Origin of the sequence: Chryseobacterium sp. MMO-72, assembly GCF_037146035.1 — a bacterium.
Classification (GTDB): Bacteria; Bacteroidota; Bacteroidia; order Flavobacteriales; family Weeksellaceae; genus Chryseobacterium; species Chryseobacterium indicum.
Map to the genome: position 1 here is coordinate 230,322 of NZ_JBBCWG010000001.1, position 22,651 is coordinate 252,972.

A 22,651-nucleotide genomic window follows, 5' to 3' on the forward strand; every position below is an offset into this window, starting at 1 on the left:
CAAACTTTAAACCAATTTAAAATGACAAAAAAATTATTCGGGAAAACTACAGCTTTTCTGATGCTGTTACTGTTGTCTGTAAAGATTTTCGGACAAGGCTACACACCGATCCGCGGAATGGGTGTGGAGGCAAAACCATTAAATGCTAATGGTATATGTATTGCCTGTTACAGCGGAAGCATGAATCCTCTTATTGATGCCAATTTAGATAACAGTGTCAGTATGGGAAGCTTTGCCACTTTGGTAAGCGGAAACGGAGTATCTGTAAAAAATACAAATGTTACCTATCCTGCAGGTTATATTACAGGATTTAATGTAGATCTTGGTACCAGTATTTTTACAGCAAGTTTTTTAAGTAATTTAAGAATAAGTACTTATAAAGCGGGAGTTCTTCAGGAATGTTCCAATAGTGCTACTTTGTTGTCTGTACCTGCATTTGGAGGTACAAAAACAAGAGTTTTCCTGCATTTTAAAACGTCTAAAAGTTTTGATGAAGTAAGACTATATCAGGTTAATGCTCTCTCAGTATTCAGCGCGCTGAATGTTTATTATGCATTTGCTTTCGATCCGAATAAAGTTCCTGTAGACAATAACGGGATTTGCGATGATATTATTGCCGGAAACGGAGTGGATGGGAATGTTTCGGGAAGCAGTAACTTTTTAGCACCTCTTTCTTTTGTAATTGACAGAGATAAAATTGGAGACGGAGACAAAAATTCTTACGGTTCTGTTGTTTTACCTGCTGGTTTGTTAGGTTCTTACTCTGTGGGTGTTTTAGACAAAAATCAGGTTTATCCTGCAGGAAATAAAGCGGGCTTTGTAATCGAACCTGATGATCAGGGCAAGTTATTGAGTGCTGAATTTTTGAAGAACATAACAATTGAAACTTATTTATTCGGACAATTACAGGATTCTAAAAACTTATTTGATGGAGGAGGGCTTATTAATATTAAAGTTTTAAGATTCGGCTCCAACAAACAAAAAATTTCCCTCAATACAACAAAACCTTTCAATGAAGTGAGATTAAAGATCACTCAGACTGTAGGGGTAAATTTTGGAGCGATGAAAGTATTTTATGCCTTCGAAGAACCTCAGGACTGCGACTGTAATGAGTACATTCAGACTTCGGGAACTTCAAGATTAGGAGATATTGTACAGGGTGCTTCTTGGACAGGTGCTTCCGGAACGATTTTCGGATTAACCAACATTACCAACACAGGAAACGTTGTAGATACCAACACCACAAATTTTGCTACAGTAAATTTATCTCCTATAAATTTGTTAATTCCTACCGTTAGACTAACGGTTAAAAGCAATACGGGAGAATATCCTGCGGGAACTTTTGGCGGATTTACATTAACGAAAAGTGCTAATTTATTAACTGTAAATGCTTTAGATTATATTACCGTTACTTTTTATAAAGGAACAACAGTAACGGAATCCAGAACTTCGGGCGGATTGTTCAGTGGACAGTTCTTTACTTCTTCAACCAATCAGTTTTATGTAGGCTTTACTGCAACAAAATCGTTTGACAGGATGAAAATTGAAATCAATCCGGGAATCGGAATTACTCTGGCTCAGCAATATTATATTTATAATGCTTTTGTTCAGCTTGATGATGATCAGGATGGTGTTCCGAACTGTAATGATAAGTGTCCGAACGGAAACGACAGTATTGATAATAACGGAAATGGTATTCCGGATTGTGCGGAAGGATGTTCTGCGGTGAACGATAAGTCTTCGGCTGTAGACAGTGATGGAGACGGAATTGCTGATGCTTGTGATAAAGATTCTGATAACGACGGTATTCCAGATGCGCTGGAAGATCTTAACGGGAACGGAAAATTTGAAGATGATGATGTGGATGGAAATAAACTGGTAATTTCAGAATTGGGAGACGGAATTTCAAGTTACCTTGATCTGGATTCGGATAATGATGGTATTTTAGATTTATTTGAATCAGGAATCCCGGCTTCGGTTATTGATCAGATTGACGCAGACCATAATGGAGTAATTGATAGCGGAGTTGCGGTAGGAAATAACGGAATTGCAGATGTTCTTGAAACAGCACCGGATTCCGGAGTGATGAAATATCCTTTAAAAAATACAGACGGAGATGATAAGCCAGACTTTGTGGATCTTAAATCCAATAACGTGGACTTCGATCTTTATACCATCGGTAAGGATAATCTGGATGATCTTGGAGAAGGATTTATTTCAAGAATAGATGATGCAGATGCAGATGGAATTCAGGCGGTTGTAGATACGGATCTTGTTAAAAAAGGTTCTCCGAATTCTCCTCTTTCTCCATATTCTTCTGTAGCTAAAAACAGCGGTCTAACAGCAAAAGCATCTCTTGGAGAAGTAAAAACTGCTGCAAATGATGTTAAAGTGTATCCTAATCCTGTAAAAGCAGGTGAAAATTTAAATGTAAAATCTAACGAAGAAGGTGTTTATACTTTGTTTTCAGCTCAGGGACAATTAATCAAATCAGGTAAATTCTCCGGAAATGCTGAAATCGGTACTTCTTCTTTACCTGCAGGAATGTATGTTATAAAAGTAGAAACAAAAACGACTGTAAAATCATATAAGGTCATCGTGAGGTAATTTCAATAAGCAAATAGTTTCTACACACAAGTCATCCGAAGGGGTGACTTGTGTTTTTGAAATTTTAATTATCTGAAAATTAATATTTTAATATTTTTTTTATTAATTTTATATATTGACAGATTAAAGTTTAAAATATTTTTAGTTCTGAAAAATATATATTGTAATAGAATTAATTATTCTGTTCAGTATTTTAAAATACAGCTAAATCTTAGGTTATATAATTAATTTTAAGATTAAGTTTTTTTTATTAAGGGCGGGTCATCCATATTTTGGATGACCTTTTTTATTTTTCAACGAAATAATTAACATCTTCAAAATGAAGTTGTTTTATTTGTATATGAAAATAAAATGTTGTAAATTTGCAGTCTCTTTTGGCGCGAATAATTGTTTGTAAATCTATAAAATATTGAATATCACCTCTTTCATGGAAATGAAGAGGATTTCGTATGTATAGATACTGCGGCTGTTCTGCCTCAAAAGTAATAAAAATATTTTGCATTACGCTGTGAAAAGATATACCAGTGTTGCAGTTAGGAATAAGATTCTGAGAATCAAGAGAAAAAAATATAAGACTATTTCTAATAGCGCCAACATTATAAGGTCTTTTGGAACTTTTCTCTTCTCAAACTCTTTTTTCTGATATTTTTTAATGAATCAAAATATTTTTTAACCTTTCTTAAAAGTTTTATGAGTAAAACAACACCTACAACTAGGGGAAATCAGAGAGTGAATTTCTCTTCAGCGAAAGGAAAAATCATTACTCCGGACTTTCTGGATATCCAGATTGAGTCTTTTAGTGAATTTTTCCAGCTTGATACGCTTCCTGAAGACAGAAAAAATGAAGGTCTTTACAAGACTTTTCAGGAAAATTTCCCGATTACCGATTCCAGAAACCAATTCGTATTGGAATTTTTGGATTATTTGGTAGATTCTCCACGTTATTCAATCGATGAGTGTGTGGAAAGAGGTTTAACGTATTCCGTTCCTCTTAAAGCAAGACTTAAATTGTATTGTACAGACCCTGAACACGAGGATTTCCAGACTGTGGTTCAGGATGTATACTTAGGTCCGGTTCCTTACATGACGCCCTCTGGTTCATTCATTATCAATGGAGCAGAACGTGTAATCGTAACTCAGTTACACAGATCTCCGGGTGTATTCTTCGGACAGACTTATCACGCAAACGGAACCAAATTGTACTATTCAAGAATTATCCCTTTCAAAGGATCTTGGATGGAATTTACGACAGATATCAACAGCGTAATGTACGCCTATATCGACCGTAAGAAAAAATTACCATTAACCACTCTATTAAGAGCGATCGGGTATGAGTCTGATAAGGATATTCTTCAGATCTTCGACCTTGCTGAAGAAGTGAAAGTTTCTAAAGCTGCCCTTAAAAAAGTAGAAGGAAGAACATTGGCTGCGAGAGTATTGAACACTTGGTTCGAAGATTTCGTAGACGAAGATACCGGTGAGGTTGTTTCTATCGAAAGAAACGAAATCATCTTAGACAGAGAAACGATTCTTGAAAAAGAACATTTAGATCTTATTCTTGATGCGGGTGTGAAATCAATCCTGATTCACAAAGAAAACAGCAATGAATTCTCTATCATCCAGAATACACTACAGAAAGACCCTACAAACTCTGAAAAAGAAGCAGTAGAATATATCTATCGTCAGCTAAGAAACGCAGATCCGCCAGATGAGGAAACAGCAAGAGGAATCATTGAAAAATTATTCTTCTCTGAGCAGAGATACTCTCTTGGTGAAGTAGGACGTTACAGACTAAACAAAAAGTTAGGTCTAAACATTCCTACGACAACTGAGGTTCTTACAAAAGAGGATATCATTGCGATTGTAAGACACTTGATCGAACTTGTAAACTCTAAAGCTGAGGTTGATGATATCGACCACTTATCAAACAGAAGAATTAAAACTGTTGGTGAGCAATTGGCAGGACAGTTTGGGGTAGGTCTTTCAAGAATTGCAAGAACAATCAAGGAAAGAATGAACGTTAGAGATAACGAAATCTTTACTCCTCTTGATCTTGTTAACGCGAAAACTTTAACATCAGTAATCAACTCGTTCTTTGGTACCAACCAGCTTTCTCAGTTCATGGATCAAACCAACCCTCTATCAGAAATCACGCACAAGCGTAGACTTTCTGCATTAGGACCTGGAGGTTTATCAAGAGAAAGAGCAGGTTTCGAGGTTCGAGACGTTCACCATACCCACTACGGAAGAATTTGTCCGATTGAAACTCCGGAAGGACCAAACATCGGTTTGATTTCATCTTTAGGTATTTATGCGAAAATTAACAGACTTGGTTTCATCGAAACTCCGTACAGAAAAGTAGAAAATGGTAAAATCGAGCTTAATGCAGATCCTATCTACTTAAATGCAGAAGACGAGGAATCTAAAGTTATTGCTCAGGCAAACGTTGAATTGAGCGACAACGGTGAATTCGAAACAGACAGAATTATTGCAAGATTAGATGGTGACTATCCTGTAGTTGAGCCATCTCAGGTAGACCTTATCGACGTTGCACCAAACCAGATTTCTGGTATTTCTGCTTCATTAATTCCTTTCTTGGAGCATGATGATGCGAACCGTGCGTTGATGGGATCGAACATGATGCGTCAGGCAGTTCCTCTATTGAAGCCACAGGCTCCGATCGTAGGTACAGGGCTTGAGCAGCAGGTTGCAAGAGATTCAAGAATCTTGATTAACGCTGAAGGTACAGGTACTGTAGAGTATGTAGATGCCGACAGAATCGTTATTAAATATGAAAGAAGCGAAGACGAAGATTTAGTACAATTCGAGTCTGCTACTAAAACATATAACTTAACTAAGTTCAGAAAAACCAACCAGAGTACTACCATTACTCTAAGACCAAACGTAAGAGTAGGTGATGTAGTGGAAAAAGGACAGGTACTTTGCGACGGTTATGCTACTGAAAAAGGAGAATTGGCTCTTGGTAGAAACTTAGTGGTAGCGTTCATGCCTTGGAAAGGATACAACTTCGAGGATGCGATCGTAATCAACGAAAAAGTAGTTCGTGAAGACTGGTTTACTTCAATCCACGTAGATGAATATTCTTTGGAAGTTCGTGATACCAAATTAGGTATGGAAGAATTGACAGCAGATATTCCGAACGTTTCTGAAGAAGCTACTAAAGATCTTGACGAAAACGGTATGATCAGAATCGGTGCAGAAGTGAAGCCTGGAGATATTATGATTGGTAAAATCACTCCAAAAGGTGAATCTGATCCGACTCCTGAAGAAAAACTTTTGAGAGCGATCTTCGGTGACAAAGCCGGTGATGTAAAAGATGCTTCATTGAAAGCAGATTCTTCATTAAGAGGTGTTGTGATCGACAAAAAATTGTTCTCAAGAAACATCAAAGATAAAAAGAAGAGAACTGAAGAAAAACTTAAGCTTGAAGAAATTGAAAACACTTACAAGGCAAAGTTTGATGATTTGAGAAACACTTTAATTGAAAAATTAAATACCCTTGTAAGCGGTAAAACTTCTCAGGGCGTGAAAAATGACCTTGATGAAGAAATCATCGGTAAAGGGGTTAAGTTCACTCACAAATTATTGACTTCAGTTGAAGATTATGTAAACGTTAGCGGTTCAGACTGGACAGTTGATAACGATAAAAATGAATTAATCAAACAGTTAATTCACAACTATAAAATCAAGTACAACGATATTCAAGGGGTTAAAAACCGTGAGAAATTTGCAATTTCAATCGGAGACGAATTACCTGCAGGGATCATGAAGTTGGCTAAAGTGTATATCGCTAAGAAACGTAAACTGAATGTAGGAGATAAAATGGCGGGTCGTCACGGTAACAAAGGTATCGTTTCGAGAATCGTTCGTGAAGAAGATATGCCATTCCTTGAAGACGGAACACCGGTAGATATCGTATTGAATCCACTTGGGGTACCTTCGCGTATGAACATCGGTCAGATCTATGAAACAGTTCTTGGATGGGCTGGTCAGAAATTAGGATTGAAGTTCGCGACACCAATCTTTGACGGAGCTAGCTTAGATCAGATTACAGAATACACTGAGAAAGCAGGTCTTCCTAAATTCGGTCACACTCACCTTTATGATGGGGGTACCGGAGAAAGATTTACTCAGGCTGCAACAGTAGGGGTAATCTATATGTTGAAACTTGGGCACATGGTTGATGATAAAATGCACGCACGTTCTATCGGTCCGTACTCATTGATTACTCAGCAGCCGTTAGGAGGTAAAGCTCAGTTCGGAGGTCAGAGATTCGGAGAGATGGAGGTTTGGGCACTTGAAGCATTCGGTGCATCAAATATCCTGAGAGAGATCCTTACCGTGAAGTCGGATGACGTTATAGGTAGAGCGAAAACTTACGAAGCCATTGCAAAAGGTGAATCAATGCCTGAACCAGGTATTCCGGAATCATTCAATGTACTGCTTCACGAGCTACAAGGTCTTGGATTAGACGTAAGACTAGAGGAATAATTTTAAATTTTAAATTATAAATGCTGAATGGAAACATTCGGAAATTAATCTAAAATCTAAAATCTAAAATTTAAAATCTAACAAATGTCAAATAAAAATAAATCAAGTAGATTTAATAAAATAACCATCGGTTTAGCTTCACCCGAATCTATTCTTCAGGAATCGAGAGGGGAGGTTCTTAAGCCGGAAACTATTAACTACAGAACGCATAAGCCTGAAAGAGACGGTTTGTTCTGTGAAAAAATCTTCGGTCCTGTAAAGGATTACGAATGTGCTTGTGGTAAATACAAGAGAATTCGTTACAAAGGGATCGTTTGTGACCGTTGTGGAGTAGAAGTTACAGAGAAAAAAGTACGTAGAGAGAGAATCGGACATATCAATCTGGTAGTTCCAATTGCGCACATCTGGTATTTCCGTTCTTTACCGAACAAAATCGGTTACCTTTTAGGAATTCCTTCCAAGAAATTGGATATGATCATCTACTACGAAAGATATGTAGTGATCCAGCAGGGTATTGCTAAAAAATTAGACGGTTCTGATTTCGAAAATATGGAGTTCTTAACTGAAGAAGAGTACCTTGATATCATGGAAACTCTTCCGATTGAGAACCAGTATCTTGATGATTCTGATCCGAACAAATTCATCGCTAAGATGGGTGCGGAAGCGGTTGAAGAATTATTAAAAAGAATCGATCTTGATGCATTGTCTTTCGACCTGAGACACAAAGCACACAACGAAGGTTCAAAACAAAGAAGAACTGAGGCTTTAAAAAGATTGAACGTTGTAGAAGCATTAAGAGGTGCTAATACAAGAATGATCAACAAGCCTGAGTGGATGATTATGCGTGTGCTTCCGGTTATCCCGCCAGAACTAAGACCATTGGTTCCACTGGATGGTGGACGTTTCGCGACTTCCGATTTGAATGACCTTTACAGAAGAGTTATTATCAGAAATAACCGTTTGAAGAGATTATTGGAAATCAAAGCTCCGGAAGTAATCTTAAGAAACGAGAAGCGTATGCTTCAGGAATCAGTAGATTCATTATTCGATAATACAAGAAAATCTTCAGCAGTAAAATCTGAATCAAACAGACCATTGAAATCACTTTCAGATTCATTGAAAGGGAAGCAGGGTCGTTTCCGTCAGAACTTATTAGGAAAAAGGGTAGATTACTCTGCGCGTTCCGTAATTGTTGTAGGTCCGAACTTACAGCTTCACGAGTGTGGTATTCCTAAAGATATGGCTGCGGAACTTTACAAACCGTTCATCATTAGAAAACTAATTGAAAGAGGAATTGTAAAAACAGTAAAATCTGCAAAGAGAATTATCGATAGAAAAGAGCCGGTAGTTTATGATATCCTTGAAAACGTGATGAAAGGTCACCCTGTTCTACTGAACAGAGCACCTACGCTTCACAGACTGGGTATTCAGGCTTTCCAGCCTAAGATGATCGAAGGTAAGGCAATTCAGCTTCACCCGTTGGTAACAACAGCATTCAACGCCGATTTTGACGGTGACCAGATGGCGGTACACTTACCGTTAGGTCCTGAGGCGATCCTTGAGGCTCAGTTATTAATGCTAGGTTCTCAAAATATCTTAAACCCAGCAAACGGTTCTCCAATTACAGTACCTTCTCAGGACATGGTTCTTGGTCTTTATTTCATGACTAAAGAATTGAGTTCTACAGAAGATATGAAAGTAAAAGGTGAAGGTCTTGCATTCTATTCTCCTGAAGAAGCGGAAATCGCTTATGCTGAAGGAAGAGTATCTTTAAATGCTAAAGTAAGATGTAGGCTTCCGGTTAAAGAAGACGGACAAATCGTTACAAGATTGATCGAAACTTCTGTGGGTAGAATTTTATTCAACCAGATTGTACCGAAGCAGGTAGGTTATATTAATGAACTTCTTACGAAGAAATCATTAAGAAACGTTATCGGTAAGATCCTTGCAGATACCGATTTCCCTACAACTGTGAAGTTTCTGGATGCAATGAAAGATTTAGGATACTCAAACGCATTCAAAGGAGGTCTTTCTTTCTCATTAGGAGACATCGTGGTTCCTGTTGAGAAAAAGCAAATGATTGCACAATCAATTGAAACTGTAGACGAAATTAGAGCTAACTATAACATGGGTCTAATTACAGATACAGAACGTTATAACCAGGTAATTGACGTTTGGACAAATACCAACGCAGGATTAACGGAAATGATCATGAGCAGAATGAAAACTGACCAAGGTGGTTTCAACTCTGTATACATGATGCTTGATTCCGGAGCGAGGGGTTCTAAAGAACAGATCCGTCAGTTATCAGGGATGAGAGGTTTGATGGCAAAACCACAGAAAGCCGGTTCTACCGGTGCGGAGATCATCGAAAACCCTATCCTTGCAAACTTTAAAGAAGGTCTTTCCATTCTAGAATACTTTATCTCTACCCACGGTGCCCGTAAAGGTCTTGCGGATACCGCTCTTAAGACTGCCGATGCAGGATACTTAACGAGAAGATTGGTAGACGTTGCACAGGATGTTATCGTTACAGAAGACGACTGTGGAACGCTGAGAGGTACAGAAGTTACCGCACTTAAGAAAAATGACGAGATTGTTGAAAGAATTTCAGAGAGAATCTTAGGTAGAGTATCATTACATAATATTTATGATCCTGAAACTGACGAATTAATTGCAGAAGCAGATCAGGTAATCACTGAATCATTCGCGAAGAGAATTGAAGAAGCTGGATTAGAAGCAGTTGAAGTTCGTTCGCCACTTACTTGTGAGGCTAAAAAAGGGATTTGTGCAAAATGCTATGGTAGAAACTTGGCAACAGGTAAAATGATTCACATGGGTGAAGCGGTAGGTGTAATTGCAGCACAATCCATCGGGGAACCGGGAACTCAGCTTACGTTGAGAACTTTCCACCAGGGGGGTACTGCAGGAAACGTATCAGAAAACCCGTCAATTGTTGCAAGAAGAGACGGTATCGTTGAAATGGATGAGGTAAGAACAATTACTTCTGAAGATGAAAACGGTAATACTGCTGAAGTGGTAGTTTCCCGTTCAACAGAATTCAGATTAGTTGCTGATAACGAGTCCAGAACTCCGTTAATGGTGGCTAACGTACCTTACGGTTCCATATTATCTGTGAAGCCGGGTGATAAAGTGAAGAAAGGAGACGTAATCTGTAAGTGGGATCCGTATAACGCGGTTATCATTGCAGAAACTGCAGGTAAGGTAGAATATGAAGACATTATCCAAGGGGTATCATTCCAGTTGGAGATTGACGAACAGACAGGATTTGAAGAGAAAGTAATCTCTGAATCCAGAAATAAGAAAGCCGTACCAACCTTGAAGGTGGTAGATTCTAAAGGGGTAGAGCAGAAAGCATACAACTTACCGGTAGGAGCCCACTTAATGGTAAACGATGGTGAAAAAATTAAGGCTGGTAAAGTCTTAATCAAAATCCCGAGAAAATCTGCAAAAGCAGGGGATATCACCGGAGGTCTTCCGAGAGTTACCGAATTATTTGAAGCAAGAAACCCTTCAAACCCGGCGGTTGTTACAGAAATCGATGGGGTAGTTTCTTACGGAAAAATCAAGAGAGGTAACCGAGAATTGATCGTTGAAGCTAAAACAGGAGAGAGAAAAATTTATTTAGTTAAATTATCCAACCAGATTTTAGTACAGGAGAATGACTTCGTAAGAGCTGGTTCACCACTTTCTGACGGTTCTATTACTCCGGACGATATCTTAAGAATCAAAGGTCCAACTGCGGTTCAGGAATATTTAGTAAACGAAATTCAGGAAGTTTACCGTTTACAAGGGGTAAAAATCGACGACAAGCACTTCGAAATCATTGTAAGACAGATGATGACGAAAGTATCTATCGTTGACGGAGGTGATACTCAATTCCTTGAAGGTGCTCTTGAACACAAGTATGATTTCTTGGAAGAGAATAACAGAGTATTCGGTCTTAAAGTGGTAGTTGATGCCGGAGATTCTAAAGTATTCCTGCCGGGACAGATGATTACTGCAAGAGAATTAAGAGACGAAAACTCCAAACTGAAGCGTGAAGATTTAGCTTTAGTAGAAGTAAGAGAAGCTTTACCGGCTACAGCAACTCCTGTATTGCAGGGGATCACAAGAGCTGCTCTTCAGACGAAATCCTTCATGTCTGCAGCATCATTCCAGGAAACAACTAAGGTTCTTAACGAAGCAGCAGTTGCAGGTAAAGTAGATGATCTTAACGGTCTTAAAGAAAATGTAATTGTAGGACACAGAATTCCTGCAGGTACTGGTCTTAAAGAATACCAAAATGTGATCGTAGGTTCTAAAAAAGAATTCGAAGATCTTAACTAAAAATAATGATTCGGAAATTTGAGGTTTGAATTTATTTTTATATTTTCACAACCTCAAAATTTCGAATAAAAAAATATTTTATAACAATGGACAACAATCAAAATCCACAAGACGGAAACATCAACATCGAATTAAACGAAATGGTAGCAGCTGGTATCTATGCTAATTTAGCTTTGGTAAACCACTCTCCATCTGAGTTTGTAGTAGATTTCATCCAGTTAATGCCGGGAGTACAGCAAGCAAAAGTAAGATCAAGAGTTATTCTTGCTCCACTTCACGCTAAGAGAGTACTTTCTGCTCTTCAGCAAAACATTGCTAACTACGAGCAGCAATTCGGAGAAATCAAAGAAGTTGAACCTTTCGTATTAGGAGGAAACAACGTAAACGCTTAAGATTTACTTTAAAAAAATACATGAATGCCTCAATTTTTATTGGGGCATTTTTTATGAATTACATTTAACATAATAATTACATTGTATCGTTTTAATTGTATTATTTTATATAAATTATAATTTTTTATAAAATTATTTCTACAGTTCATTTATATTTGTAAAAAATAAAAAAAATGAAACGATATACCATTCTTGGCATTATGCTATGCATTACCGTAAATGCATATGCTCAGGATAAAACACTTCAGACAAATCAAAAGCATCTTCAGGAATTATACTCCAAGTACCAGAAAAACTTAAAAAAGCAGCATAAATTATCGAAGTCTGCGGGAATTCCACCTAATCCTTATAACGAAGAAGATTTCAAGAGAACGATGGATCCTGTAACGGGTGAAAATAATTTTGGTTCTCTTGCAAAGCTGAGTGAAGAAATTGCTCAGGGGAAATATGCACCAACTGCTCCTATGTCTTTTATTAACAGTGGAGGATCTTCTACCAATAAGATCGTTAACGAACCATGGATTGAAAGAGGACCGTACAGTGTAGGCGGAAGAACGCGTGCTATTATGTATGATCCGAATGATCCTACAGGAAAGAGAGTTTTTGCGGGAGGTGTTTCAGGAGGACTTTGGGTAAATCAGGATCCTTCGGTAAGTACAAATGAATGGACTCCAATAAGCACATTCTGGGCGAATACTTCTATATCATCCATTGCTTATGATCCAAATAATCCACAAATAATATACGTGGGAACAGGAGAGTCCTGTACTGCGGATGCAATAGGTTCAGGAATATGGAAATCCATTAACGGAGGAAGTACATGGACACAAATTTTTACCATTACTCCAACCTATTCCGGTAACGTAAGAAGCGGAAATTTTTACATCAATGATATCAAAGTAAGAAACAATGGAGGAGTTTCGGAAGTTTATGCCGGTGTAAGCGGTAATTATAACGATGGAGCATTTCAGGGTTTAAGTCAGGCAGGATTGTATAAATCTACCGACGGAGGTGCTACCTTTACAAAAAATACAAGTTTACTGGCACTTAATACCACTACCAATACAACCAGTACAACGGGCTATTCTATTCAGCAGATAGAAATTGGAGCAGACAATTCAGTTTGGGTGTCTACAAGATCTTCAAGATATTCTAATATAGATTCAGGAGGAAGAATTTTAAAATCTGCGGATGGAAATACTTTCAGTGTAGTTTACAATGTCGGAAATTCCGGTGCGAGAGTTAATTTTACACTTTCCAGAACAGATGCCAATAAAGTTTACGCCCTTATGCAGGGAGCGAACAGTACTTCTGAACCTGTTCGTATTGCTAGATCTACGGATGGAGGAACAACATGGCAGGCAACAAATGATGCCACTCCGGTTATCACGCTTCCGACAGCAACAGATACAGGAATTCCGGCAAACGATTTTACAAGAGGACAGTCTTTCTATGATCTTATTATTGCTACCGATCCTCTGGATGATAATACAGTTTATATAGGAGGAGTTGATCTGTACAAATCTACAAACGGAGCAGCAAACTGGACGCAGATTTCAAAATGGTCCAACAACAATAACATGGCTGCGTTACAGGTTTCGCAGGTACACGCAGATCAGCATGAAATAGTTTTTAACCCTTTTAATAACTATTCTACCAATCAGATGATGTTTGGAAATGATGGGGGAATTTATTTTGCGGCAAATAAAAACACTATTGCAACCACATCAGGTTTTGCTGCAAGAAACACAAGATACAACGTTACCCAGTTTTATACTGCTATGCTGAATCCTATTAAAACACCTTCTAATGAAGAACTTTTAGCTGGAGCTCAGGATAATGGTTCCTGGTGGTTATATGGCGCTCCACAGGCTAATAATTTCTTAACAAGTCAGGCAGCAACATCAGGAGACGGAATGTATACCGAATATGACGATCAGGATAATTATGAAATTGCAAGTTATGTGTACAATAATCACTATCTGTTAACGAGCAGTACTTATTATCTTATCTCCAGCGCCAACAGAAATGCTTATGGTCATTTCGTGAACGAAATTGCTTTGGACAGAGTTAATAATGTATTTTATTCTTACCGTTCAGGGCTAACTATATTCAGAACAGGCGGATTGTCTGCAACATCAACTACATTTACTAATGATATAGTGACTGTGGGAACAGCGCAGACAAACGAGCAAATTTCATGGATGAAGGTTTCTCCTTATACAACAGCTTCTACAACACTATTTGTAGGAACTAATTTAGGAAGAATTATCAAGGTTACAAATGCAAATACGACATCGTATGCGTCTACTGTACTTACAACACCCGCTGCAGGAACCATTTCTGATATCGAATTCGGGAAAAATGAAAATGAGATTATGGTAACATTATCCAATTATAATCTTACAAGTGTATTCTTTTCTACAGACGGAGGAACAACTTGGCAAAACAAAGAAGGAAATCTTCCTGATATGCCGGTAAGAACAATTCTTGGAAATCCTGATGACGCTAATGAAGTAATCCTGGGAACAGAAATGGGAGTTTGGGGAACTACCAATTTCCTTTCTGCATCGCCAACCTGGTCTTCTATCAGTGGAAATATCGGAAATGTAAGAGTTACAAATTTAGATTACAGACCTACAACAAGAACCGTTTTGGTTTCTACCTATGGAAGAGGAGCATGGACTACTCAGAATACAACCGTTACTTTAGCCACTGGCGATGTAAAAAGTAAAAACAACGAAACGAGAATATACCCTAACCCTTCAAAAGGGATTTCACACATAAGATTTGATTCTGCTAAATACAATACAGTTGATATCAGTATCTTTGATGCTTCTGGAAGACTGGTTTACAGCAAAAAGAATGTGAAATCTGATGAAGAATTCGGTCAGAGATTAACTCCGGGGAATTACATCCTGAAAGCTGAATCCAAAGGAACAGTTGTATACAGCGGAAACTATCTGGTTTTAGGGAAAGTAAATGATGACGGAGATGACGATTAAAAAATGAACAATCAGCTATTGATAATTATATTTTGGATACTGGCGTTTTCCTGTAAAGCGCCGGTTTCCTCATTTTATCAGGGTAATGTAACTTTAGTTTCTGCGGAAAAAACAGAATGGTCCGGCGGAAGACCCGGCATAAGAGGGACTTTATACACTGTAGCTTTAAAATTAAAAAACAGTAAAGATCGTATTACTGTAAAATCTTTCAAAGCTGAAGGCAATACGTTGAAGTTTGCACAGTCTGTTTCAGAAGATGCAATAACTGTAAAAGGTAGCTTTCAAAAACCAGACGAGATCAATAATCTGGAATATTCACCTTCCGGATCTGCAGCTGTAAAATCTGAAAAAACGATTTCTTCAGACCCAAAAGAAAACTGGATAGAATACACCATAAAAGATTCTGATAAAAGTTACAAAATCAATATCCCAAAATTCACTTTGGTAGAACCAGAGGGAGAACTCATCCCCCGAAGACAATAAATTTTTTTGCACAAAAAACTGTTTTTCATATTTCTGTTTATTCCTTTCATGATCGTATTGATGAATATGATCTATCCTTTTGTTTCCTACATTAAAACCAAAATTTATGAAACAACACAATATCATATTTTAAATCATAAGTTGGATGCGGCAGAAACCATTTATTTTTCTGAGAAAGAAATTGTAAATGCCGAATGGAAGGAAGAAAAAGAATTTACGTTAAACGGATTTTCTTACGATATCATTAAAATTGATCTTAAAAACGGCGAAAAATACTATCACTGCTATTTTGATAAAAAAGATATTGTTATTCATTCAATTCTAAAATTTTCAGAATTTTTTGCGGCTAAAAAAATAGGGGCATGGCGGCATTTTAATTCACCTTTTCAGCATAAGAAAATCATAAAGACATCCAGCTTTTATACTTTTTTCGAAGCAGAAAAACTTCATTTTTTTACCTTTTATTTCAGACCGAAATCAGATTATCTTAAAAGATTAGAAAATACATATTATCTGTCCGTTATTATTCCGCCTCCGGAAAAAAGTTTTATCTCATCATAAACTTTTAAACGACAAATAATTAATTTTTAAAATCAATGAAAAAATATATATGCATTGCAGCTTTATTAGGCTGCACAATTGCAAATGCACAACAATCATCAGAAATCGAAGAAGTTGCAATCCAGGGAAGAAAAAAAATAAAACAGGAACGGGCAGAGTTCAAAAGACATGCACAGTCTGTAGAAACCCTTTCGGAAGAAGAACTTGGCAGAAATAATCCGGCAGCAATAGATCAGACTTTATCTACAATGCCCGGAGTTCAGGTCGATAAAAGAACGAATTTCGGAGGACAGAGACTGGTTGTCCGCGGATACGGAAACGACCAGAAATTTAATAACTGGGGAGTAAAAGCCTACTGGAACAATATGCCTTTAACCAATGCTGAAGGAATTACCATTCTGGATGACATCGATTTTGCTTATGTAAACAATGTTGAGGTGATCAAAGGACCTGCGGCAACCATGTATGGCGGCGGAGTAGGAGGAGCGGTTCGCTTTTATACCCGTCCGGATTTTACCAAAGGCATTACTGTTTCAGAAAACGCTTTAGTTGGTGCTTTTAAAACATTTCAGTCCCGCACTCAGCTCAATGTTGCTGATGAAAACTATTCTGTGAATGCTGCATACGGTCACCTTGAAACAGATGGTTACAGACCTAACGGAAGCGGTCTGAAAAACTTTTTTAATGTAAACGGAACAGTTAAACTCGGAAAAAACGATCAGTTAAGCTTCTTTGGAAGTCAGGCTTACTCTTACGAACATACTTCCGGACAGATTTCTTATGATGATTATTACGCAGGAATCGACAATGGAAATCCGGCCTACATCAGAAAAAATTCAGGAACAAAAATAAAATCCACACGAGTAGGATTAAGCAACTCTGTAAATATTCTTCCGAATCTTAGAAATTACACCACACTTTTTTATTATAACGGAAATACGGAGAGTGTTTCTGCAGGGGCTTTCGGCGTAACCAGCTCTCCAAACGTAGGATTACGTTCCACATTTACCCTGAAAAATGAATTCAAAGATTTCGAAAACAGACTGGATTTCGGAACGGAGATTCAGAATTCAATGTCTACGACTTCCAGTTACCGTTTTACAGGATCCATCACAAATCCATTAGAAACTACAGGCATTTCAGGAGCTTCTTATTTTAAATACAACAACAATCAGGCAACCTATTTTGCAATAGATTATCTAACGTACAAACCTTGGGGATTGACATTTCTTGCGGGAGTAAGTGCGAACAGAACCAATTACGACAGAAAAGATTTATTTGCAGTTCCTGGTTTAATTACGGGAAAGAAAGACCAATCATTTACCAAGCAGTACGAAACAGCTTACACTCCGCACTTTGCACTACAGAAAGAGTGGAAAAATCAGATTTTTAATCTAAGTTACAGTGAAGGATACAACGCTCCGACAGCTACCGCATCTTTCATTAATTTTACCAATACCGCAAATAATGATTTGCAGCCTGAACGTGCTAAGATGTTAGATTTCAGTGTACACGGATTGTTATTGGATACCAAGCTGGATTATCAGGTTTCCGTATTCAGAATTGATTATTCTAATAAATTGACACAATTAGTAATCCCAAATTCGGGAAACCAAACGTATTGGTCAAATACAGGAAGCCAGAAAAATAATGGTCTGGAAGTGAGCATAGGATATCAGTATAAAAACGATAATTCTTTCATCAACAGAATTGTACCTTTTGTAAATATGTCTTATTATGACGCAAAATATAAAGATTTTAAAACAAGATTGCTGGGAGCGGATCAAACTTATGACCACAAAACTGTAGTTGGCGTTCCAAGAAATAAATACGCAATTGGTCTGGATTTATATACAAAACCCGGCTTTTATCTCGTAAACACATACAATTATTTAGGAAATGTCTACACAGATTTTGCCAATACCAATCTGGTAAAAGGATTTGGATTGCTTAATTCCAAACTGGGGTATAAAAAATCTTTCGGAAGATTCGATCTTGATGCTTATGTGATGGGAAATAATCTCACCAATCAGATTAATTATACATTTCTGTTCTTAGGAAACAGCATTAATGATTCAGATACAGGAAGTGGCTATCCGAAAGGAGTAGCAACGGATCTTAATCCGGGGCCAAGCAAATCCTATTTCTTTTATGGTTTGAACCTTAAATACAGGCTGTAAATTAAAGAAAGCTGTTTCACAAAAGTGGAGCAGCTTTTTTTATAATATTCTTCAATAATTCTCTGCATTAATATGCTGATATTTTTTAAATTTGTTTTTTAGTAGGGATATAAAGATGATCAATAATCCGTTTATTATTAACAAGTTTGGCTTTTTAGGGAATGACTTTTTAAAAGAGCTGGATAAGCATGCTGTTGTTACTGAAATTAAAGCCAAAACCGAAATTGTAAGAGAAGGGCAGAAAAATAAATTTGTTCCCTTTCTTATTAAAGGATCTATACGAGTGTTCAGCCTGAATGACGGGCGTGAACTGATTTATTATTACATCCGTGCCAACGACAGCTGTCTGATGACATTTTCTTCAATTTTTACAGATTATACAAGCCGGATCTATGCCGTTACGGAAGAAGATTCTGAAGTCTTATTATTTCCTGTATCCGTTGTTCACAGATGGCTGATTAAGTTCCCTGAAATCAACAGGCTTTTCTACTCAGAATACGATAAAAGATTTATCGATTTAATGAATATGGTTAATGATGCGGTCTTTCACAGGCTAGACAAGAGAGTTTTAAATTATATAAAACAACAGATTTCAGTTACCGGAAATAATCCGATAAAACTTACCCACAGAGAAATTGCAAACAGTTTGGGTACTTCGAGAGAGGTGGTAAGCCGTGTTTTGAAAAAAATTGAGAATGAGGGAGAGATCATCCAGACAAAAGAAGGCATAAAAATATCTGTAAATGAAAATGTTAGTCAGGGCTAATACATTACATTTAATTAATTTAACATTTTGATTGATAAAAACAATTCAGTCGGTGACTTTTATCACACAATTGTAACTCGATAAGTCGATAAGTTTGTTATACTAATTTAAATATACTTGTATGACAAAAACTCTCTTATTTTTGTCAATGTTCGCATCAGTTTTTTCCTTTGCACAGGAAGATCTGCTGAAAGATATTGATACCATTCAGACAAAAAACACCGATGTTTCCCAACCCGCTTTTAAAGCATTACAAATTGTTACAGGGCAATCTACTAAACTTCCTGCAAAAAACGAGTGGTATATTGTTGTGGCGCACCGTTTTGGTGATGTAAGCAAAGGCTTTAAAGAATTCTTCGGGCTGGATGACGCCTCTACAAAACTGGGTGCAATTTATGGTGTTACAGATAAAATTTCACTAAGTCTTTCCAGAGAAACCAACCTGAAAACTTTCGAAGGCGGAGTAAAGTACAAGCTAGTACAGCAGAATGAAAATTTTCCTGTAGACATTGTAGGATATAACGTTTTGGCGGTAAATACAGATCTCGGCAAAGATAATTATCCGCATCTTCAGTTCGGGGACAGGCTTTCTTATCTTACACAGGCATTAATTTCCAGAAGATTCAGCGATAAATTTTCTCTTCAGTTGTCGCCATCATATGTTCATAAAAATTTATATGAGCCTACCATTGAAGACAAAAACCAGTTTCTTGCAGGTTTGGGAGGACGCTACAAAATCTCCAAAAGAGTTTCTATTAATGCAGAGTATTTTGTGAATTTCGACAATCACAGTTTTTATAAAAATCCACTTTCTTTAGGAATGGATATAGAAACCGGGGGACACGTGTTCCAGCTATTATTCACCAACTCCCAGCTTAATTCGGATATCGGTTATCTAACTAATGCAGCAGGAAAATGGGAAAAAGGGCAGATTTTCTTTGGGTTTAATCTTTACAGAGTATTTTAAAGTATGAAAAAGTTTATGTACATCATTTCATCAGCAGTTGTATTAACCGCTTGTGAAAGCAGAACGTATGAGGAAATCTCGGATAATACTCCGATTACCGGAGTTGTAACCTACAATAAAGATGTAAAACCCATTATCGATGCCAATTGTGTAAGCTGCCATTCTCCGGGACCTGAAGATCTTAGAACGTATTCTCAGGTGAAAGGTGATATAGATGGAATTATCGACAGGATAAGCCGCGCGAACGGCGATCCTTTAAAGATGCCTCAAGGCGGAAGTTTATCACCTGCACAGATTAATATCATTACAAAATGGAAAGCCGACGGGCTTCTTGAAAATTAAAGATCAAATATGAAAAAGCTAATTTTAATTATATCAGCATTATTTTTTACTAATCTTGCGTTTGCACAGAAATATATGTCTAAAACCGGAAAAGTTTCTTTTGAAGCCTCGGTTCCTTTATTTGAAGATGTTTTTGCGCAGGACGACAATAATGTGGCAGTTATCAATGCCGATACCGGAGAGTTTGCATCGGTTTCAGTGGTTAAAAATTTCCATTTCAAAACAAAATTAATGGAAGAACATTTCAATGAAAGCTATGCTGAAACTGCTAAATATCCAAAAGCAACCTTCACCGGAAAAATACTGAATTTTGATAAGTCTAAATTATCGGCATCTCCTCAGAAATATACAGTTCAGGGGAAATTGAATTTTCATGGAGTAGATAAAGCGTATAATTCCACTGCTGCTATTTATTCCAAAGACGGAAAAATTTATATGTCAGGCGGATTTATAGTAAAAACGGCAGATCATAAAGTAACCATCCCTAAAATGGTGTCTAAAAAAATTGCTGAAAGTGTAAATGTTCAATACAATTATGTTCTTACAAAACAATGAGAAAATTAATTTTATTGATGGGAATTTTCCTGAGCTTTACTTTTGTAACAGCTCAGGATAAGACTAAATCTATATTTGATCTTGCGAGAAGCGGTACAGTCGCTGAAGTTAAGGATATGATGAAGCAGAACCCTGATATTATTAATCAGACCAATGAAAGCGGTTTTTCTCCTTTAATTCTGGCTTGCTACAGAGGAAATGTTGAGGTAGCCAAATTTCTGATAGACAATGTGAAAGACGTGAACTATAAAAGTCAGGAAGGAACTGCATTATCAGGACTTTCTGTGAAATATAACAAAGATCTCGTAACCTATCTTCTCAATAAGAAAGCAGATCCGAATATTGCAGATGCTACAGGATCTACCCCTTTATTTTGGGCGGTGAAATTTGGTAATAAAGAACTGATAGAATTATTACTCAGATATAAAGCAGATAAAACTTTAAAAGATGCACAGGGAATGACTCCTTTTGAGTATGCTTTACAGACAAACAATAAAGAAATAATCAACCTACTTAAAAATTAAAAGATGAAAAAAATTCTACTTATTATTTCAATAGCCATTGCTAATCTGGCTTGGTCACAATTTACGACAAGTACAGTAAGTTTGGGATCTACAGGAATGACTGTGAAAATAGATACCGATGCTACAACAGCTACCATTACGTTAACAGGTTCCAGTACTACATGGTTAGCTATAGGTTTTGGAGGAACGTCTATGAGCGCGATTACAGATTATTTTATCTGGAATTCTACCACAAGCAGAGACTATACAGGTTTAAGCTGTCAGTGTCAGCCAACTGCTGACGCTTCTCAAAGCTGGACGGTAACATCCGATACTACTTCGGGAACTGTAAGAACTGTTGTTGCAACACGACCGTTAACATCATCAGGAGATTATACTTTTTTGAATAATACATCCTCAATTCCTATTATTTATGCCAAAGGTTCTTCAACAACTTTAAGCCAGCACTCATCTACCAACAGAGGTTCCACAACTCTAACGAGAACGGCTCTTCTGGCAACCAACGAAGCAGCGGCTCAAAGCAAAAAAGTAGTTCTTTACCCAAATCCTGCAAAAGAAACCATTAATTTCAAAAACGCAGATAAAATAAAAAATATCGATGTTTTTGAATCTACAGGAAGAAAGGTAAAAACAATAAAAGCAGATGGAAAAGAAGTCAATATTTCCGACTTGAAGTCCGGAAATTATTATCTGGAAATTGCGTTGAAAGATGGAACAACTTCTTTTGAAAAGTTAATTAAAGAATAAAACAGAGACCACTGAAAAGTGGTCTTTTTTATGAGGTTTAATGGTCAAAATTAGTTGGTGAAATTCTTCGCAACGCTTATTATTACTAATGATACAGTAAGTTTATTGAACTTTGTTTCAATAAACTTTTTTTGTAGCTGAAAATTCAAAAAATATCGTTGTTGGAGTTTCAAAAAGTCTGGATGTGATTTTTTTGGGAAAGCAAAACAGTAAGTCTCGTTCGTAAAAGGTTTTTAAGCCATAGTGCTGTTCCAATAATTTTTAAAAAAAGGATGGCAAAAGCCATCCTCTAAACTATTGTTTACAGCGTTGATTGTATTGCTGATGAGTTGCTCCTCAGCATTGCTCATTTCCTCTTCCAATCAACATCCAAATATTACGAATTATTTTTGTGAAAAACACCAACTATTTTTGACCACATTACCTTTTATGAAAAATATAAAATGATAATTGTGGCAGAAACGATTAATATAATTCCTGCTAAAGTATTTTTTAATCCCTCAGATTTAGGATGGGAACTGTATTTCTCGTTCATTCTTTCAGAATCGCAGTGGTAAATAAATATCCATCGAATAAAATTTCCTAAAAGATCCAGTAAAAATTCCAATATTTGATATTTTATCCAAATATAAAATATTCTTTATTTACACTCATTCTAAA

The 22,651-nt window shown here is 37.0% G+C and carries 15 protein-coding genes; 14 read left to right on the forward strand and 1 reads right to left on the reverse strand.

Going from position 1 to position 22,651, the window contains the following annotated elements:
* The first annotated feature begins 21 nt into the window (after positions 1-21).
* The 14 genes from WFH39_RS01025 (at position 22) to WFH39_RS01090 (ending at position 21,991) form a co-directional block, all read left to right on the forward strand.
* The gene (locus WFH39_RS01025) at positions 22-2,607 is read left to right on the forward strand and encodes a T9SS type A sorting domain-containing protein (protein WP_336688450.1); all 2,586 of its coding nucleotides are present in this window, start codon (positions 22-24) and stop codon (positions 2,605-2,607) included.
* Positions 2,608-3,297: 690 nt separating this feature from the next.
* Positions 3,298-7,119 (forward strand): DNA-directed RNA polymerase subunit beta, encoded by a 3,822-nt coding sequence (rpoB, locus tag WFH39_RS01030; protein WP_235131850.1) that lies wholly within the window; start codon positions 3,298-3,300, stop codon positions 7,117-7,119.
* 84 nt (positions 7,120-7,203) lie between these two features.
* Positions 7,204-11,469 (forward strand): DNA-directed RNA polymerase subunit beta', encoded by a 4,266-nt coding sequence (gene rpoC / locus WFH39_RS01035; protein WP_214590991.1) that lies wholly within the window; start codon positions 7,204-7,206, stop codon positions 11,467-11,469.
* An 86-nt stretch (positions 11,470-11,555) separates the two neighbouring features.
* On the forward strand, positions 11,556-11,861 hold the full coding sequence (locus WFH39_RS01040; RefSeq protein WP_029295596.1) for a DUF3467 domain-containing protein: 306 nt from the start codon (positions 11,556-11,558) through the stop codon (positions 11,859-11,861).
* 173 nt (positions 11,862-12,034) lie between these two features.
* Positions 12,035-14,866: a T9SS type A sorting domain-containing protein gene (locus tag WFH39_RS01045; protein WP_336688451.1), complete on the forward strand. Its 2,832-nt coding sequence runs from the start codon at positions 12,035-12,037 to the stop codon at positions 14,864-14,866.
* A gap of 3 nt (positions 14,867-14,869) precedes the next feature.
* Positions 14,870-15,349 carry a hypothetical protein gene (locus tag WFH39_RS01050; protein WP_336688452.1) on the forward strand — a complete coding sequence of 160 codons (480 nt, stop codon included), beginning with the start codon at positions 14,870-14,872 and terminating at the stop codon, positions 15,347-15,349.
* 6 nt (positions 15,350-15,355) lie between these two features.
* Complete coding sequence (locus tag WFH39_RS01055; RefSeq protein WP_336688453.1) at positions 15,356-15,910, forward strand: hypothetical protein; 555 nt, start codon at positions 15,356-15,358, stop codon at positions 15,908-15,910.
* A gap of 35 nt (positions 15,911-15,945) precedes the next feature.
* Entirely contained in the window at positions 15,946-18,090 is a 2,145-nt protein-coding gene (locus tag WFH39_RS01060; protein WP_336688454.1) for a TonB-dependent receptor, read from the forward strand.
* A gap of 115 nt (positions 18,091-18,205) precedes the next feature.
* The gene (locus tag WFH39_RS01065) at positions 18,206-18,856 is read left to right on the forward strand and encodes a Crp/Fnr family transcriptional regulator (RefSeq protein ID WP_214590986.1); all 651 of its coding nucleotides are present in this window, start codon (positions 18,206-18,208) and stop codon (positions 18,854-18,856) included.
* Between the two features lie 121 nt (positions 18,857-18,977).
* Positions 18,978-19,823, forward strand: a complete 846-nt coding sequence (locus WFH39_RS01070) for a DUF5777 family beta-barrel protein (protein WP_336688455.1) — start codon at positions 18,978-18,980, stop codon at positions 19,821-19,823.
* A gap of 3 nt (positions 19,824-19,826) precedes the next feature.
* Entirely contained in the window at positions 19,827-20,165 is a 339-nt protein-coding gene (locus WFH39_RS01075; RefSeq protein ID WP_235131857.1) for a c-type cytochrome, read from the forward strand.
* A 9-nt stretch (positions 20,166-20,174) separates the two neighbouring features.
* Positions 20,175-20,720 carry a YceI family protein gene (locus WFH39_RS01080; protein ID WP_336688456.1) on the forward strand — a complete coding sequence of 182 codons (546 nt, stop codon included), beginning with the start codon at positions 20,175-20,177 and terminating at the stop codon, positions 20,718-20,720.
* The gene (locus WFH39_RS01085) at positions 20,717-21,244 is read left to right on the forward strand and encodes an ankyrin repeat domain-containing protein (protein WP_214590983.1); all 528 of its coding nucleotides are present in this window, start codon (positions 20,717-20,719) and stop codon (positions 21,242-21,244) included. The genes WFH39_RS01080 and WFH39_RS01085 overlap by 4 nt, the downstream gene beginning before the upstream one ends.
* 3 nt (positions 21,245-21,247) lie before the next feature.
* Positions 21,248-21,991: a T9SS type A sorting domain-containing protein gene (locus WFH39_RS01090; protein ID WP_336688457.1), complete on the forward strand. Its 744-nt coding sequence runs from the start codon at positions 21,248-21,250 to the stop codon at positions 21,989-21,991.
* Between the two features lie 427 nt (positions 21,992-22,418).
* On the opposite strand, the gene WFH39_RS01095 is transcribed toward WFH39_RS01090, so the two are convergent.
* Positions 22,419-22,598, reverse strand: a complete 180-nt coding sequence (locus tag WFH39_RS01095; RefSeq protein ID WP_336688458.1) for a hypothetical protein — start codon at positions 22,596-22,598, stop codon at positions 22,419-22,421.
* Positions 22,599-22,651: the final 53 nt, after the last annotated feature.

Coding starts and splice junctions, on each gene's coding strand:
- rpoB (WP_235131850.1), top strand. CDS start 3,298: ATGAGTAAAACAACACCTACAACTAGGGGAAATCAGAGAGTGAATTTC.
- WFH39_RS01080 (WP_336688456.1), top strand. CDS start 20,175: ATGAAAAAGCTAATTTTAATTATATCAGCATTATTTTTTACTAATCTT.
- WFH39_RS01075 (WP_235131857.1), top strand. CDS start 19,827: ATGAAAAAGTTTATGTACATCATTTCATCAGCAGTTGTATTAACCGCT.
- WFH39_RS01060 (WP_336688454.1), top strand. CDS start 15,946: ATGAAAAAATATATATGCATTGCAGCTTTATTAGGCTGCACAATTGCA.
- WFH39_RS01065 (WP_214590986.1), top strand. CDS start 18,206: ATGATCAATAATCCGTTTATTATTAACAAGTTTGGCTTTTTAGGGAAT.
- WFH39_RS01085 (WP_214590983.1), top strand. CDS start 20,717: ATGAGAAAATTAATTTTATTGATGGGAATTTTCCTGAGCTTTACTTTT.
- WFH39_RS01070 (WP_336688455.1), top strand. CDS start 18,978: ATGACAAAAACTCTCTTATTTTTGTCAATGTTCGCATCAGTTTTTTCC.
- WFH39_RS01025 (WP_336688450.1), top strand. CDS start 22: ATGACAAAAAAATTATTCGGGAAAACTACAGCTTTTCTGATGCTGTTA.
- WFH39_RS01045 (WP_336688451.1), top strand. CDS start 12,035: ATGAAACGATATACCATTCTTGGCATTATGCTATGCATTACCGTAAAT.
- WFH39_RS01050 (WP_336688452.1), top strand. CDS start 14,870: ATGAACAATCAGCTATTGATAATTATATTTTGGATACTGGCGTTTTCC.
- rpoC (WP_214590991.1), top strand. CDS start 7,204: ATGTCAAATAAAAATAAATCAAGTAGATTTAATAAAATAACCATCGGT.
- WFH39_RS01040 (WP_029295596.1), top strand. CDS start 11,556: ATGGACAACAATCAAAATCCACAAGACGGAAACATCAACATCGAATTA.
- WFH39_RS01090 (WP_336688457.1), top strand. CDS start 21,248: ATGAAAAAAATTCTACTTATTATTTCAATAGCCATTGCTAATCTGGCT.